Origin of the sequence: Algoriphagus jejuensis, from assembly GCF_039523455.1 — a bacterium.
Taxonomy (GTDB): domain Bacteria; phylum Bacteroidota; class Bacteroidia; order Cytophagales; family Cyclobacteriaceae; genus Algoriphagus; species Algoriphagus jejuensis.
Window position 1 is genome coordinate 798601 of sequence record NZ_BAAAFI010000002.1, and the last position, 16222, is coordinate 814822.

17 protein-coding genes are annotated in these 16222 nt (G+C 48.0%); 5 read left to right on the forward strand and 12 right to left on the reverse strand.

What is annotated here, in order from left to right; translation table 11 throughout:
• Positions 1-79 precede the first annotated feature (79 nt).
• Positions 80-1303, forward strand: a complete 1224-nt coding sequence (locus ABD031_RS04440; RefSeq protein ID WP_343848799.1) for an ATP-binding protein — start codon at positions 80-82, stop codon at positions 1301-1303.
• 27 nt (positions 1304-1330) lie between these two features.
• Here ABD031_RS04440 and rnhA read toward each other — a convergent pair whose 3' ends face one another.
• The 6 genes from rnhA to ccsA (ABD031_RS04470) form a co-directional block, all read right to left on the reverse strand.
• Entirely contained in the window at positions 1331-1783 is a 453-nt protein-coding gene (gene rnhA, locus ABD031_RS04445) for a ribonuclease HI (RefSeq protein WP_343848801.1), read from the reverse strand.
• A 213-nt stretch (positions 1784-1996) separates the two neighbouring features.
• Positions 1997-2578 (reverse strand): MarC family protein, encoded by a 582-nt coding sequence (locus tag ABD031_RS04450; RefSeq protein WP_343848803.1) that lies wholly within the window; start codon positions 2576-2578, stop codon positions 1997-1999.
• A 70-nt stretch (positions 2579-2648) separates the two neighbouring features.
• Positions 2649-5168 carry a cytochrome c biogenesis protein CcsA gene (gene ccsA, locus ABD031_RS04455; protein ID WP_343848805.1) on the reverse strand — a complete coding sequence of 840 codons (2520 nt, stop codon included), beginning with the start codon at positions 5166-5168 and terminating at the stop codon, positions 2649-2651.
• Between the two features lie 25 nt (positions 5169-5193).
• Positions 5194-5610: a cytochrome c maturation protein CcmE domain-containing protein gene (locus ABD031_RS04460; RefSeq protein ID WP_343848807.1), complete on the reverse strand. Its 417-nt coding sequence runs from the start codon at positions 5608-5610 to the stop codon at positions 5194-5196.
• Between the two features lie 11 nt (positions 5611-5621).
• On the reverse strand, positions 5622-5864 hold the full coding sequence (locus ABD031_RS04465; protein WP_343848809.1) for a CcmD family protein: 243 nt from the start codon (positions 5862-5864) through the stop codon (positions 5622-5624).
• Between the two features lie 94 nt (positions 5865-5958).
• Complete coding sequence (gene ccsA / locus ABD031_RS04470; RefSeq protein WP_343848811.1) at positions 5959-6633, reverse strand: cytochrome c biogenesis protein CcsA; 675 nt, start codon at positions 6631-6633, stop codon at positions 5959-5961.
• A gap of 240 nt (positions 6634-6873) precedes the next feature.
• Between ccsA (ABD031_RS04470) and rlmN the strand changes: the two genes are divergently transcribed.
• From rlmN to ABD031_RS04490, 4 genes are all read left to right on the forward strand, one after another.
• A complete protein-coding gene (rlmN, locus tag ABD031_RS04475; RefSeq protein WP_343848813.1) occupies positions 6874-7938 on the forward strand; it encodes a dual-specificity RNA methyltransferase RlmN in 1065 nt (354 codons plus the stop codon).
• Between the two features lie 24 nt (positions 7939-7962).
• Positions 7963-8571: an alpha-ketoglutarate-dependent dioxygenase AlkB family protein gene (locus ABD031_RS04480; protein ID WP_343848815.1), complete on the forward strand. Its 609-nt coding sequence runs from the start codon at positions 7963-7965 to the stop codon at positions 8569-8571.
• A 183-nt stretch (positions 8572-8754) separates the two neighbouring features.
• A complete protein-coding gene (locus tag ABD031_RS04485) occupies positions 8755-9654 on the forward strand; it encodes a YihY/virulence factor BrkB family protein (RefSeq protein WP_343848817.1) in 900 nt (299 codons plus the stop codon).
• Between the two features lie 227 nt (positions 9655-9881).
• Positions 9882-10379 carry a Dps family protein gene (locus ABD031_RS04490; protein ID WP_343848819.1) on the forward strand — a complete coding sequence of 166 codons (498 nt, stop codon included), beginning with the start codon at positions 9882-9884 and terminating at the stop codon, positions 10377-10379.
• Positions 10380-10434: 55 nt separating this feature from the next.
• Here the strand turns inward: ABD031_RS04490 and ABD031_RS04495 are convergent, their stop codons facing one another.
• The 6 genes from ABD031_RS04495 to ABD031_RS04520 all read right to left on the reverse strand — a co-directional run bounded on the left by ABD031_RS04495 (position 10435) and on the right by ABD031_RS04520 (position 16158).
• Positions 10435-11328: a Nif3-like dinuclear metal center hexameric protein gene (locus tag ABD031_RS04495; RefSeq protein ID WP_343848821.1), complete on the reverse strand. Its 894-nt coding sequence runs from the start codon at positions 11326-11328 to the stop codon at positions 10435-10437.
• A gap of 55 nt (positions 11329-11383) precedes the next feature.
• On the reverse strand, positions 11384-11986 hold the full coding sequence (locus tag ABD031_RS04500; protein WP_343848823.1) for a DUF998 domain-containing protein: 603 nt from the start codon (positions 11984-11986) through the stop codon (positions 11384-11386).
• A 63-nt stretch (positions 11987-12049) separates the two neighbouring features.
• Positions 12050-12709 carry a hypothetical protein gene (locus ABD031_RS04505; RefSeq protein ID WP_343848825.1) on the reverse strand — a complete coding sequence of 220 codons (660 nt, stop codon included), beginning with the start codon at positions 12707-12709 and terminating at the stop codon, positions 12050-12052.
• Between the two features lie 225 nt (positions 12710-12934).
• Positions 12935-13591 (reverse strand): acetoacetate decarboxylase family protein, encoded by a 657-nt coding sequence (locus ABD031_RS04510; RefSeq protein WP_343848827.1) that lies wholly within the window; start codon positions 13589-13591, stop codon positions 12935-12937.
• 16 nt (positions 13592-13607) lie between these two features.
• Complete coding sequence (locus ABD031_RS04515) at positions 13608-14369, reverse strand: SDR family NAD(P)-dependent oxidoreductase (RefSeq protein WP_343848829.1); 762 nt, start codon at positions 14367-14369, stop codon at positions 13608-13610.
• 70 nt (positions 14370-14439) lie between these two features.
• Positions 14440-16158, reverse strand: a complete 1719-nt coding sequence (locus ABD031_RS04520; protein ID WP_343848831.1) for an IlvD/Edd family dehydratase — start codon at positions 16156-16158, stop codon at positions 14440-14442.
• Positions 16159-16222 lie beyond the last annotated feature (64 nt).

Here is a 16222-nt window from a genome sequence, read left to right on the forward strand (position 1 = left end):
AAATTATTTTATTTTACTAATGTAAACTTTTGACTTCTATCAAAGTAAACACGATCTTTGTTTAAGATAGACTCAGAATATGATACTTAGAGAAGAAATAGCCGCCGCAGTGACTGGACAGCGAAAGTCAGTTACAAAACCTCTTTCCCTCACCCGAAGAGAGGCATCTGTACGATTCAGGCTTTCCAGTACACATATCGAAGTGATCACCGGCATCAGAAGATGTGGAAAAAGCACACTGATGCGACAACTGATAGCAGATGCGGGAGCGGATTTTGGATACCTCAATTTTGAGGATCCAAGGATATTTGGCTTTGAGATAAGCGATTTCCCTAAACTGGATGAGGTATTTGGAGAGGAAACGCCCTCGTACTTCTTTGACGAGATACAAAATGTCCCCGGCTGGGAGGTCTACGTGCGACAGCTCCATGATCGAGGACAAAAGGTCTACGTAACAGGATCCAACGCCTCCCTTCTCAGCAGCGAACTCGGCACCAGATTGACCGGAAGACATCTCGCACATGAGATATTTCCGTTTTCCTACGCGGAGTTTCTGGACTACTGCCAACTGGAGGAGAGCTCGGAGAGTTTTGCGGACTACCTGCAATCGGGCGGATTTCCCGAATATCTCCGGGACAGGAATCCCGAAGTCCTCCAAAATCTGCTCAAGGACATCGTCTTTCGCGACATCGCGATACGCTACGGAATCAAGAACACCAAGACCCTGATGGATATCACGCTCTTTTTGATATCCAATGTGGGGAAGACAACGAGTTTCAACAGCCTGAGAAAGACCTTCGAGGTGGGATCTCCCACTACCGTGTCGGACTATCTTTCCTGGCTGGAGGATTCCTACCTGCTTTTCTTTTTACCCAGATTCAGCTGGTCTGCCAAAAGCATCTCCAAAAATCCCAAAAAAGTCTATTGCATAGATACAGGTTTTGCGAGAGCAAATTCACTCAGCTTCAACGAGGATCGGGGCAGGCTTTTGGAGAATTTAGTCTATATCCTGCTGCGAAAGACAAGGCTGGATCTCTACTATTTCAAAGAAGGGAAAGAGTGCGACTTTGTAGTTTTTGAAAACAAGCAGTGCAAATGGCTCCTTCAGGTCACGGAAAAAGTGCACACGGACAATCAGCATCGGGAAGTTGCCGGTTTGCTGGAAGCGATGGACTTTTTCGGAAAAGAGGAAGGCTTTATCCTGACATTGGATCAGCGGGATAGTCTGGTGAGCGAAGGCAAAACCATCCATATCGTGCCTGTTAAAGACTTTTTGGCCAATCAGCTCGCAACACTTTCTTAGAATAAACAGAGAATAGACAGGCTCATTTTACAAACTCGCCTCATACCCGGTATCCGGAGGTAGATTATACCCCTCTGCCGCGGCGACGGCAAGCTGATCGCAGCGCTCATTTTCCACGTTTCCAGCGTGGCCTTTGACCCAAATCAATTTTGGCTTGTATTTCAGATGAAGCGGGATGTAGCGCAGCCAGAGATCGGGATTCTTCTTGTCCTTGAAGCCTTTCTTTTGCCAGCCCCAGATCCAGCCTTTTTCCACTGCGTCCACCACATATTTACTGTCAGAGTAGATCTGAACGGGATATTCCGTGGTAGTGAGTGCCTGAAGCGCTCGAATCACCGCAAGGAGCTCCATGCGGTTGTTGGTCGTGAGACGAAAGCCTTCTGAAAGTTCCTTTCGGTGCTGACCAAATTTCAACACTGCCCCATATCCTCCCGGGCCGGGATTTCCTTTGGCAGCGCCATCGGTGAAAATAATTACCATGTCACAAAGAAAAGAAAAAGGGCGTTACCATTGACCCTCCCAGCATTTTTGAGGGGCAAAAGAAGGATGAACCAGCTTTCCAAAAGTTTAGAAACATGAAGAAAATTAAGGACATGAAGAGCTTCTCGATTCGTTGGCAGTGGCTTGAAAGGCCTGCAAATACCTGAAAAATCCCACCTTAATTTCCTTAAGAATCTTAATGGTTAAAAACAATTATCCTACGGCAATTGGAAAGGCATTTGTCTTGAAAATCTTGACAGCGATGGAAAGCAGGATGATCCCAAAAATCCTTCTTAGCACATCCAAACCAGTCCTGCCGAGTTTGCTTTCCAGCCAACTGGTACTTTTCAAGACCGCATAGACAAAAAGCAGATTAAGCAAAATTCCCACAGCAATGTTGACTTGCTGAAACTCAGCCTTCAATGTCAAGATCGTGGTCAAAGTTCCCGCTCCGGCAATCAGGGGAAAAGCAATCGGTACGATCGATGCACTGGATGTGGCTTCAGGGTCTGGCTTGAAAAGTTCGATTCCCAGGATCATTTCGGCACCTAAAGCAAAGATGATCAGCGCTCCCGCAATCGCAAAGTCACTTACGCCAATCCCAAAAAGGCTCAATATACTCTCGCCCACCAGCAGGAAGGCAAGCATCAACAGTCCCGCTGCCAAAGTTGCCCGCTCTGATTTGATGTGGCCGACTTTTTTCCGCAGGTTGATCACTATTGGAATCGACCCGAGTATATCGATCACTGAAAAGAGAATCAGGGAAACGGAGAGGATTTCTTTGAAATTGAGCATGCCGCAAAAGTAAGGGATTTCATCTCTCAGATTGGATTCGAATTTCGAATCTCAAATCTGGATTTTTAACTTATTCCAGCCCCTTGTCGCGCATCTTGGCAAACTCGTCAAAACGACGATAGATCGCCACTGTGAATCCCAACAGCATGATAATCGTCCCAACCCAAAGCACATTGATATACGGCTTCACGATCGCCTTCATCACGACATAGTCTTTCTGATATTGGTTGACCTTAAACACGAACTTGTTTTGCTCGGGCAGGATGTTTTCCAAGCTCACTTTCAGTCCCAACTCATCATCGATCACGGCAACTTTCCCGACCTGACTATTACGAATAATGAAGGTCGGTTCAAGCTGCTTTTCTACATCGTAATCCAGCACACGAAGCTTGGCTTTCACAGCAATATCACCCTCCTGAAGCTCATAACCTTCAATTTCTTTGAGTACTTCCGCCCCGTCGAAATAGGTCACAAAGTCAGCGATGTGAAACTGCTCTCCCGGGGATACTTCGTAGTTTTCGTCTTCCTTCCACTCTGGATCGGCGGAGTCATTCATCGCCGCCACATAGGTGTACAGATCCTTGTCAAAGTAAATCTTGGAGTCAGGGGAGGAGATCAGCCCGCCCATGCCTTCGTTGAACTGAGACATAGGACTTAGGGAAAATTTCAAAGCCTCATTCTGGAGGTAGTCGATCTTGAAGTAGTCGTTTTCTTCCAATACAATATTGACCACATCGCCCTTTTTGAAAAAATCCTTATAGTCTTCCAAAGCGATCGCTTCGTTGACATTGCCGGTAGACTCCAAAATCTTTGCAGGAACATACTCGGAAACGCCCACTACCTTTTTCTGACGGCCACGGTAGATTACCGTGTAGTCTTTCATCTGAGTCGGCTTGTTGATCCAAAGCAGGACGTGCTCCTTGTTCATTTCATCTTCCCAGCTGTTGCTATAGGTGAGCCCAGACATATTGATGGAAATGACGTCGGAATATCCTGAGCTGAACATAATCCCGATCAGGATCATACCCATCCCGATGTGTGCCAAAGACCCGCCGGCTAGTTTGAAAGTTGATTTCTTGAGTATGTTGATCAAAATCGTAGCATTGGCGACGATCGTGAAGGTACCTGCCAAAACGATGATGATGTATTTCCAGTCATAGACTTTGGCCAAAACAATGATCGCTGCCGAAACCAAAACCGAAATAATGTAAGGAGTTACCAAGGCGTCTTTAAGCGCCTTTTTGTCCATCTTTTGCCACCAGAAATACTGCCCCACCGCAGTGAGCAGCGCAATGACGACAGCAAACCACAGTTGGAATTTGGTATAGAACTCGATTTGGTCTGCCGGTGGGGCCATGTTTGAAATGCCTCCGAAGCTCTCAACGAGTGCATTCCATGCCGGAATAGAAGTTGGTAAAATGACCTGAAAAGACATCAAGCCAAGAGTCACCGCACCCAGGAAAATCCAGAATTCGCGGGAATAAACATCGGCTTCCTTTTCCGAAGTGGGAATGTGCTTCCAAGCTCTTGCCGCAAGGAAAACTGCAATCGCCAGAAAAAACAGCATGTAAATCAGGAGCTGTCCGGAAAGTCCCAAGTCAGTAAAAGAGTGAACAGAAGCATCACCCAAAACGCCTGACCTCACCAAGAAAGTGGCATAGAGAACCAGGATAAAACTCAAGATCACGAGCACGATGGAGGTCTTGAGGGCTGTCGCGCTTTTCTTAAAGGTGATCATTGTATGGATCGACGCCACCAAGATTAGCCAAGGGACGTACACGGCATTTTCCACCGGATCCCAGTTCCAATAGCCGCCAAAGTTCAGCGTCACATAAGCCCAATAAGCGCCCATGATGATGCCCATACCTAAGATCATCGCTGAGAAAATCGCCCAAGGCAAAGCCGGACGGATCCATTCAGAATATTTTTTGGTTACCAACCCTCCCATTAGGAAAGCGAAAGGCACCAAGGTAGACGCATAGCCTAAGAACAGTGTCGGAGGGTGGATCACCATCCAGATATTTTGCAAAAGTGGATTGAGTCCTGTTCCATCCTCAGGTACAAAGTTTGGATTGAGCTCGAATATCGGCGCCTGAGTTGCGTCCCGTAAAAGCATAAACGGCGAACTCCCGATCTTCAGATCCCCAATCACCACGCCCATGATCATTGAAACCAAGAACGCCTGAACCAAAGCAAAAACGAGCATCACCGGACCTTCCCAAAACTTGTTGGTGTTGATCAGGATCACGCCCAGAACCACATTCCAGAAGGACCACAGGATAAAAGCCCCTTCCTGACCTTCCCAGAAACTGGAGATCATATAGTGAACAGGAAGCGCTTTGGAACTGTGTGAATAGGCGTAAAAGTACTCGTAGCGGTGATTGTAGATAATCTCAAATAACGAGAACGCAATCATCACCACCGACACCGCGTGGATATAGAAACTGATCCGGCTGAAGGTTCTCCAGCTGGCCTTTTCGATCTCGCTTGCTTTAAAATACTGGTAGTAGGAATAGGCCGTCACCAAGGCACTTACAAAGGCGACGATGGTCATCAGATGACCCAGATTACCCATAAAGGTATTGATCATGATTTCTTACTGAGGATACTTAATATCACATTCCTGCCGACTGTACGTCAGTTTCCTGATACTTGGAGGGGCATTTCATCAGGATTTTGTCCGCTACGAAGATTTCTTTTTCACGGTATGAACCGATCACCACGACGGATTCAGAGCGCTGGAAATCTGCGGGCACGGGTTCGTTGTAAAACACTTTTTGCTCGGTTCCATCATTGTCCACAAGCAAAAAGGTGAAGGAAGTCTTGTCTTCTCCGATTTCGAGTCCAGTCACTTGGCCTAGGGGGTCCTTTTTCAATTGTCCCACCACGTGGATGGCTTTGTCATCTCCGTCCTGCTTCATTTCCCAAGCGGTGTCAAAGCTTTCGTAGGAGCTTGCGTCTCCGATCGAAGTCATGATGATCACAATGGCGATTGCGATGATTCCCAGTCCGATTATATGTCCTTTTTTCATTTCAGTATTAGTTAGGAGGGAAGGTTCTTTTCCAGCTTGGAAATCCTCCGATCTGTATTCACTACATAGACGATAATTCCCACGAAAATGATCGCGATAATTCCAACCAGAACGTAGATCTTGCCATCCGCACGCATCTGATCAGCCATCTCCACGGAGTTGTTCGAATAATCCGCTTCGGTCACCTCAATTTTTTCCTGAGCCAATATATTGAGAGAGAAAAGCAACAGGACTATTGTCAGTAATTTTTTCATGTGTGTTTGATTGAATCTATTTTGCCACATGGAATTTCGAATGGTTTATAATCATTCCTGTGATAGGTTTTTGCAACATGCTTGATTTCATGAATCAAGAGCTAAGAAGTCTATCGTCCAAAACCCGCTCTACCCTACGGATTCTTACCCGTACAGTTGCGATCCAGCCGCCCAAAAGTGTCCATCCGATGATCGCTGGATAGAACACCATTCGCAGCTTGGAATCCAGGTCATACGCATTGAATCCGGGGTTGCCACCGTTGCCCGGGTGAAGGCTGTCTGTCAGACGAGGAAGGACGAAAATCAAGGGGATGAAAGCTGCGAAAGCGAAGATATTATACACCGCTCCGATGCGGCCTCGCTGCAGGGGATCCGTCAGGCTACCTCTAAGAATCAGATAGGCAAAATACATCAACAGTCCGATTGCGGCGGCATTTTGCTTGGGATCACCACTCCAGTAATCTCCCCAGGTGAACTTAGCCCACAGCATCCCGGTGACGATTCCCAACACACCAAACAGAATGGCTGAATTGGTTAATTCCAGCGCCAAGTCATCATACTCCAGTTTATTGGTATGGAGAAATTTGATGCTGTAGTACACCGAAGCAACCAGCATGAGAATCATTCCAAACCACATCGTCACGTGAAAGTGCAGAGCACGGATCGTTTCGTTCAGGATGGGTAGCCGGGGAGCATCCATCAACAAACCGGCAACAAGGGTGTACAGCAACAGGGCGATCGCCAGAATTTTCCACCAGGTTTGGCGCATAGGAGAACTTGGGTTTTTCAACCGCAAAAGTAAGGCATAAACTCCTGAATCCCCTGCTTTTTATGATAAAAGGCGAGGGGATTTACGATTTACGAAGTGCAACTTACGAGCTTCCGAATTCAGACATCGATCACCGGGCATTTAGTACTTTGCAACCTTACCACGTCACTACATTCGCGCCAGTCTCTCCAATTTTTCACTTTTCAAATTTTACAATCTTTGAATCTGTAACTTTGTCCCGTGGAAAATCAAAAGAAAGACATCCGAAAACTTAGTCTAGTCGAGCTGGAAGAGTTTTTTGTAGCTCAGGGAGAAAAGAAATTTCGGGCCAAGCAGGTCTATGAATGGCTTTGGAACAAGTCGCTGAAAAATTTCGACGACATGAGCAACATCTCCCTTTCGACCCGTGAGATGCTCAAAACCCATTTTGCCATCAACCATATCCACGTGGACCTGATGCAGCACAGCAGCGACGGCACGATCAAAAATGCTGTCAAACTCTTTGACAGCAAGATCGTCGAGTCCGTCTTGATCCCCACGACCAAGCGAATCACTGCTTGTGTTTCTTCCCAGGTCGGCTGCAGTTTGGATTGCAACTTTTGCGCGACAGCGCGACTCAAGCGCATGAGAAACCTCAATCCCGACGAAATCTACGATCAGGTCGTGGCGATCAAGGACGAGGCTGAGACCTATTTCCAGCGCCCGCTGACCAATATCGTCTTTATGGGAATGGGCGAGCCCCTGCTCAACTACGCCAATGTGATCGAGGCGATCGACAAGATTACTTCTCCGGAGGGGCTGGGAATGGCTCCGCGCCGCATCACCGTCTCCACTGTGGGGGTCACCAAGATGATCCGCAAGATGGCCGACGATGAAGTCAAATTCAATTTGGCCGTCTCCCTCCACTCCGCCATCAACGAGACCAGATCACGGCTGATGCCTATCAATGATTCCAATCCTGTCGAGGAACTCGGCGAGTCGCTGAAGTATTGGTATCAAAAAACCAAGAAAAAGGTCACCTACGAATACGTGATCTGGGACGGAATCAACGACGACGAGCGCCATGCGCGAGCTTTGGCCAAATTCTGTAAAATTATTCCTTCCAAAGTCAATATCATCCAATACAACCCCATCGACGAAGGGGAATTTCGCCAGGCTAAGCAAGAGGCGGTGGACATGTACGTGCGCATTCTCGAAAGCCAGGGCATCATCGCCAAAGTGAGAAAATCACGCGGGCAGGATATCGATGCTGCCTGTGGACAGTTGGCAAACAAGAATGAGGTCTCAACTTTGGTTAGCGAGTAAGACCGCATTTTCAGCCGACAAATGATGGATTTATTTGAACAGTCGATAGATAGAACGAGAAACTTACTTCCCTATGACGGGGAGGTAAATTATTACGGGAAACTGGTGACGTTGGAGCGAGCGGATAGGTACCTGAAGTGCTTGTTGGAAAGCATCGAATGGCGAAATGATGAGGCAGTAATCTTTGGCAAAAAGATCATAACCAAACGAAAAGTAGCCTGGTATGGAGATAAACCTTTTGAATACACGTATTCCAACACAACCAAGCAGGCGTTACTTTGGACTCCGGAGCTTTTGGGGTTGAAATCGCTGGTCGAATACGAAACCGGCGAGACCTTCAACTCCTGTCTGCTCAACCTGTATCACAGCGGAGAAGAGGGGATGGCATGGCACAGCGACGGAGAGACTGACTTGAAAAAGGACGGTGCCATCGGTTCGCTGAGTTTTGGGGCAGAAAGAAAATTCGCATTCAAGCACAAACAGGCGAAGGAAAAGGTGGAGTTGATTTTGGAGCATGGAAGTCTTTTGGTGATGAAGGGTACGACGCAGACCTTTTGGCTGCATAGGCTCCCGCCGACCAAGCGTGTCACGAAACCCAGAGTGAACCTCACTTTCAGGACGATCGTCGAATAACTTTTGCAGGCGATTTGCGCCGGGATTGCGCATCTAGGAGGTTCCGACAAGATTTTTCAGAGGAGGAAGAAATAGCCGAAGTTTTTTTACTTCAACTTCTAAACCACCCGGTTGATTTCCCCAAAATCTGGATGGAACAGAACTTGAGAACTACTTGAGGCAAAACCCATAAATTCAATCGAGATGTTTAAAAAAGCCTGGCAAATTCTAAAGGAATCGGTAACCTCCTTCATGGACGAAGATGCGTTTACCTATTCGGCGGCAATATCATTTTATACCATGCTTTCGCTGCCAGCGGTGCTGCTGATCGTGGTGTCGATTGGAGCAACTTTGTACGAGGAAAACAGGATTCAGCAGGAACTCATCGGGCAGATTTCGAGCCTGATCGGTCCGTCAACTGCAGAGCAGATTGAGCAGATTCTCGCCGAAGCCTCGGTCCAAGAGGATAATACATTCTTTGCCCGTATAGTTGGTATCGGAACACTGATATTCAGTTCGACTACCGTTTTTTTTGCCTTGCAGTCGGCCATCAACAAAATCTGGAACATCGAGGCAAAACCTGAAAAAGGCTTTGTGAAATACCTGCTTAACCGCCTGCTGTCATTGGCCATGGTAATCGGAATCGGGTTTGTGCTGATGGTCTCACTTGTCGTGGAGGCCCTACTTGTAATTTTCAAGAAATTCATACAGGGTTTTCAAGAGACGCTTTCAGAGATCGTAATGAAAGTAAGCTCTGAGCTGGTTTCCTTTGGTATCGTATTGTTGATTTTTTCACTCATGTATAAGATTTTGCCAGACGCAAAGTTGAAATGGCGAGACGTTTGGGTAGGTGGGCTGGTGACAGCTGTTTTGTTTTTAGCGGGGAAGCTACTCATCGGGATCTACTTGGGTTCCAGTTCACTGACAGATCTCTACGGGGCCAGTGGATCCTTAGTCGTGCTTTTAGTTTGGACTTACTACGCTGCTTTTATTTTTCTCTTTGGCGCCAAAATCACCTACGTCTATACCAAGCATACTGGAGAAAAAATAATGCCCGTTGACACAGCGGTGGAGGTGGAGCATGTAAAAGTTGAAAAGCCATAAAACGTTTTTTTGAGATCCGGAATGGGAAGCGAGGGATTTTTTTACACATTTTGTGGACGGGCTTGGCCGGTAGTTTCCTTTAGAAGAGAAAAAATTTGAAATAAAGTATTGCGATATCTGGTTATGGGAAATTAAATTTCATAAAAGAAGAAAGATAGGAATTTCCAGCTGTCGCAAGGCATTGGTGCTGATCTTGGATTAGTAAGAGAAACCAAAATAAATTACCGATGTCTACCACGACCAATACTAAAGCAACGCTTTCCAATCACTTGAATTTGGATGAAAAGCAAATGAAAAAATTGAGCGGACTTCTCAATGACCTCTTGGCGGACTATCATGTCTTTTACCAAAATGTCAGAGGATTTCACTGGAACGTAAAAGGTGACGATTTTTTCACCCTACATGTGAAGTTTGAGGAGTTGTATTCTCAGGTCTACCAATCCATTGACGAATTGGCAGAGAGGGTTTTGATGATCGGATATCGTCCGACCCATGCCTATTCAGAGTATTTGAACACCACGATTCACAAGGAAATCACGGACGTTTTCTCCGGAGAAGAATGCGTAACCCATGTGATCAACGGTCTTGGCGTATTAATTTCGTCGCATCGCAAAGCAGCAGTGCAGGCGGATGAGGCAGGTGATATCGCCACTGCAGATTTGCTGACCAAGTTTGTCGGTGATCTGGAGAAAAGAATGTGGATGTTTACGATGTACAAGAAGTAAACAGAGAGATTCATAAAAAAGACTGCCTCGCGTGTGAGGTAGTCTTTTTGCATTTTTAGAAGATCTGGAGGGAGTTTCCCGAAGAGATATGATGCACCGGCAGACCCGGCATATACTCGTTCAGCCATTTTTTGACAAATTCCGAACCGCCCTCCTCACTGGCAGAGTGGCCGATCTCGATCATCGAGAGTTTCATCCCGATCTCGTTGGCGGCGCGCACGTATTCGGGAGTCTCCCATTCGTTGGATTCGCCACAGACCAGGACGTCGGGGCGATGCTCCATGATAGATTCGATCTGTCGTCTGCCTCCGACGGCTCCAGGAAGCAGGAGGACTTTGGCGCAGGTTTGCTCCAGATCACCCACATAGCGCATGGCAGGCACACTCATTTGAGACTTGATGTGATTGATCAAGTTTCGGAGACTGGTCTTCGGAATGTTGAGAATCGGACTTTTCGGGGTGTAGTACTTTTCCCAACCTAGCTCCTCCACCACGCCGATCCGCACGCCGTCATCCTGCATGCGGTGGACGTAGTCGTGGTTTCGCCAGAGCGTGATCCCATTTTTCTCCATCAGATCGTACTTCGCTCGGAATACAGGGTCGTCCTGCAGGTAGTCCATCTCATCCTGTCCGGAGAAAAAGGTCGGCTCGTGGGGGATGATCAGATTGGCCTTGAGCTCGATGGCTTTGTGAATGATCTCCATGGTGGTAAACATGGTCGTGACCACTCCCGTCACAACGGTGTCCCGCGAGCCGACCTTGATGGTGTCGACTGTTTGGGCAAAAGGTGCATTTGGAACTTGGGCGATAAAAGCGTCCATGATCTCGCCCACCGTCCAAGTTTTTTTGAATTCGTAGCCAAAGCTGGAAAAAGGATTTGCCATCAGGCCGGCACCAAAGAGCAGGCCTGATTTAAGAAGAAATTCTCTGCGGGGATTGAGCTGTTTCATAGGGTATGTAGGTTTAGATTGGGTTTATGGTGGTTTCCGTCGAGAGATTCTCTGGTTAAGTGGTTTTTTGGTCAGAGGATTCTTTGACAAGGAGCAATTCCAGTGAGGTGATCGCAGTCCATCCGAAGACGATTCCGAAGACCAATCGATGGGTCATCGGCATAGCCCATCCTCCCAGGACATGACCCGTGATTGCTGCCAGTAGCAAGACTGCCGTGACATTTGCCCGGTTTCTGATTTTTTGCGAAAGCTGGGGATTGTAACCCATTCGGGACAGACCCAATAGCCAGCAGGCGAGCCCAAGGCAAACAGCCAATACGTGAACTTTTGAGACTTCTGAGTCCGAAAAGTCCACTGGGCTGGCGATGAAAGCAAAGCCCAAACCGAAAAAAGACAGGAGCACAGCCAAAAGGCGATCCCTCAGCAGTAGACCGTAACACAGCCCAAAGCCAAAAAGCAAGATGCCCACCACGACAAATCCGATTAGATTCCAAACCAAAGCATTGGGCGCACCTTTGGCTCCCAATCGGCTGATGAAGTCATCCCAAAAACTAAATTCCCGGTTGGCAATGCCGAAAAAGACCAAGGAACCTAAAAAGATTGCAACCGCGAGCAAGCCCAGTATCCCGGCCGTATTCTTCGAGTTTATGCTTGTCATTTTCACCTGGCAATGAGTAGCGGCGGGAGGTTCTGACCGGGGCCAGAGCCTTGCTTTGCGCTTCTATTCTACCTTGATATCGGAGATCCAAAGCGTACGCTTTCCTTCTGCGTTGTAGTGCTCCGTGGAGAATTTCAGGGGGCCGTGGGATTCGACTGTTTCCCAGGTGACGGGTCGGCCCTCGGCGCTGTTGCCTCTTCTAAAGACCCACTCGACGATCATCAAGTTTTCATCCACATACAAGTCATAGGCATCGCCGGGCGTGTAACCCATTCCGGGAGCGCCTTTCTCCCCAGAATTATAAAGGATGGTGAGTTTGGTGGAAGGGATTCCCTTGATGGGAGAGGTGGCGTTTTCGCTGGTCTCAAAGGTGTATCCTTTGTCCCAAGCAAGTTGAAAAGGCATCATTGCCCAATACCTATCATTGATAAAGCCGCCATCCTGCTTGGGCAGGGAGTCGGCTGTGAGGCTGTAGGTGAAAGTCGTGTCTGGGCCAGAGTAGGAGACCGTGCTGTCTTTGATATTCCATTTCCAATTTCTAGAAAGTACATTGACTGAATCTCGCTGCACATTCCAGGTATAGGCGATGGACTTGACCTGGTCGATATTTTCGAAGCCGTAGGCTTTGGCGACCTGAAAGGGAAGCGTGTCAGGCATCGTCGCCTTTTGTTCACAAGCAGCCATCGTTCCAAGAAGGGAGATAAGCAAAAGGAGATTTTTCATGTTTGCTGGAGTTTGCAAGGGTTGATTTCAATGGGATTCGGCTCATTTGCAGGAGGAGCACAAGGCCATTGGGTCTGGGTTTTGGGAAAAAGAGACCCGGCTAAATATAGGAAATAGTTTACAGGTTAGAAGTGACGGGCGGAGTAAAGTGATTGTATTTCTGCAGATATTAAAAAAATCAGGAAGTGCTGTAGCAATCCAACCATGCTGTCCCGCTGGCCGCACTTAGATAAAATCATCGTGGTACTTGGCTTCAGGATAGCGCATCTGAAAGCGGCTGACCTTGATCGCAAGTATCGGTTTGATGTGGCGGATGTCGGGGAAAAAATCCGGGTTCACATCCAAGCGCTTGATGTTCAAAAATTTGCCCCAGCCAGATCCCGCGGGTCGGGTGTAGTACTTGAATTTGTTCCATGTTTGGCAAAGTCGGATCGAAAAAAAGGAAGTGGAAATCGGGAAGGAAAATCCTTTGGATTCAAACTCAGCCGAGAAAATCGGAGCGCCATTTTTTTCCACGCAAAGACTATCGAAGTTTTTGTTGGTCAGCCACTTCATAGGTAGGGTTTCTCTTGGGAAGCCCCAATTTTCCCGACCGTTTTGGGTGCTGGCTTCGGAGTCAACAAAGTTTTTGGTTATCGCCTGTCTTTTTGTTTTTCTGAATTTTCCGGGGACAAAAAGCAGCTCATGATACTTTCCCACTGGCGTGTCGGTATAGTTTCCAAGAAAAACATAACCCAAGCCTCCTTTAAATTTTCCTTTCAGATGTTTTGGGAGGAGCCCACTTTCTGCTACCCACGTTTTTTTGAATTTAAAAATCAAGAATATCGCCTCGCCCTTCACCTTCCATGGTGCGGGGCTTTTCAGAACGAACTTCTTGTTCAAAAGTAAGGCGTGGTTTTCAGGCATAGGGAGAAGGGCTAATTGATGTCCATCCCCCGTCCACGATCAACGTCTGACCGGTAATATGCCGAGCCGCATCCGAAAGCAAAAACAACGCTGCCTCCGCTATGTCAACTGTGTTGGCAGGATGTCCCAAGGGAGTTAGTTTGGACCAAGTGTTGACATAGTTGGGGTCCGCTGTAGTCCGTTCGGTCACCGTGGCGCCGGGAGCAATGGTGTTGATTCGAACACCAAAAGGGGCAAGTTCAATGACCAAGTTTTTGGCCAGCATCTCTATCGCAGCTTTGCTCATGGCATAGGCGGCGAGGTTTTCATGGCTTTGATGAGCCGTCACGGAGGAAGTGAGCAGGATCGATCCGCCGTTTGGCTGGCTTGTCATAATCCTTGCCGCCGCCTGAGTGAGAAAGAATGTTCCGGCTTGATTGACTCGTGTGACCTCCATAAAATCCTCGCGTGAATAGTCCAGGAAATTGCCAAAAAGCGTAATGCCTGCGTTGGCGACCACTTGGTCGATGCGCCCGAATTGGTGCATGGCCAAGTCGATCAACTCGGAAATGACCTCTTCGCTGGCCGAGTCACCGGAGCAGCCAATGATTGTGCCTTTTCCCAAAAGGCTCAAGGAAGCTACGGCTTCTTCGGTCAGGCTTTGCTGAAGGTCGTTGAGGATGACATGTGAGCCTGTCTCAAGTAATCTTCGGGCAATTTCAAGCCCGATTCCCTGTCCCGCACCAGTGACGAGGGCGACTTTTTGGTTTTTCATAGATTCCTATGGTAACTCTCCAAGGGTTCGAAACCCTTGGAGAGTTTATAATTTGGCTGAAACTTTTCAATTAATGCGAGTCTCGCTTTACCTCAGATCCCGAACTTCCCTGCAGGAAGTCGAAGTCGACGCCTTCGTGGGCTTGGTTTACCTTGTCGAGGAAAAGATTGACATACCCGCGTTCATAGGGTAATTTCGTTGGGATGAAGTCTTTGCGTCGATTAGCAAATTCCTCCTCAGAGATCAAAAGATTCAAACTTCGATTGGGGACATCCAAGGCGATCATGTCGCCATTTTGGACGAAAGCTAAGGGGCCGCCTATGGCAGATTCCGGGGAGACATGCAATACGACTGTCCCAAACCCCGTTCCGCTCATGCGGCCGTCGGAAATGCGGATCATGTCTTTGAATCCCTTCTCCAAGACTTTTTTGGGCAAACCCATGTTGCCAACTTCAGGCATGCCTGGGTAGCCTTTTGGTCCGACGTTTTTCATCACCATGATGCAGGTCTCATCAATATCCAGATCCGGATCGTCTACCATGGCTTTATACTCGTCGATATTTTCAAAAACCACCGCTCTGCCTGTGTGCGTGAGCAATTCAGGGGTGGCCGCGGATGGCTTCAGCACGGCACCGTTTGGACATAGATTTCCTTTCAACACAGCAATTCCAGAATCAGGCTTGATCGGATTTTCAAGCGTGCCGATCAGGTTTCTATCCCAGCATTCCGCATTGGAGATATTTTCACCGATCGTTTTTCCATTGACAGTGAGCGCGTCCCGGTGCAGGTGTTTTTCGATTTCCCGCATTACCGCAGGCAAGCCGCCCGCATAGAATAGATCCTCAACCCAATGCTCTCCGGATGGCTGAACGTTGGCAATCAAGGGAATTTTCGAAGAGAAATAATCAAAATCAGTCAGGTCCAGCTCCACGCCGATCCGCTTGGCAATCGCTGTCAGGTGAAGGATAAAGTTGGTGGATCCCCCGACGGCGGCATTGACCATGATGGAGTTTTCGAAGGCCTTGCGGGTCAGGATAGAGCTCATCTTGATGTCTTCTTTGACCATCTCGACGATGCGTATGCCGGTCATATGTGCGAGTACTTTACGCCTGGAATCCGCTGCCGGGATCGTGGCATTGTCCGGCAGAGAAAGCCCTAGTGACTCTACCATAGCAGCCATCGTGGAGGCGGTTCCCATCGGAGCACAGTGACCCACGGAGCGCGACATGGCAGCTTCGGCTTCAATGAATTCTTCTTGGGAAAGTCGTCCCATCTTGAAATCCTCTGCAAATCTCCAAATGTCGGAGGTTCCTATTTTTTTTCCTTTGAATCTACCCACAAGCATCGGTCCGCCGGAGAGTACGATAGAGGGGATGTCCACGGAGGCGGCACCCATCACAAGCGACGGGGTGGTCTTATCACAGCCGCACATCAGTACGACGCCGTCCAGAGGATTGCCTCGGATACTTTCCTCCACATCCATAGACATTAGGTTGCGGAAGAGCATGGCTGTTGGTTTGATCGAGCACTCGCCAAGCGACATCACGGGGAATTCGAGCGGAAAACCACCCGCTTCCCAGATGCCTTTTTTCAGGCTTTCGGCGAGTTCCTTAAAGTGTGCGTTGCAAGGAGTGAGTTCGGACCAGGTGTTGCAAATCCCGATCACGGGTTTTTCACCTTCAAAAAGGTGGTGGGGTAATCCCTGGTTTTTCATCCAGGATCTATAGATAAATCCGTCTTTTCCGGTACGGCCGTACCAATCTTGGCTACGGAGTTTCTTCTTGGTCATAGGTGTTGTTGGGTTGAGCTAACTGACCAAAAAGTTACCAAAAATTGGGAATAATGGACTAAGG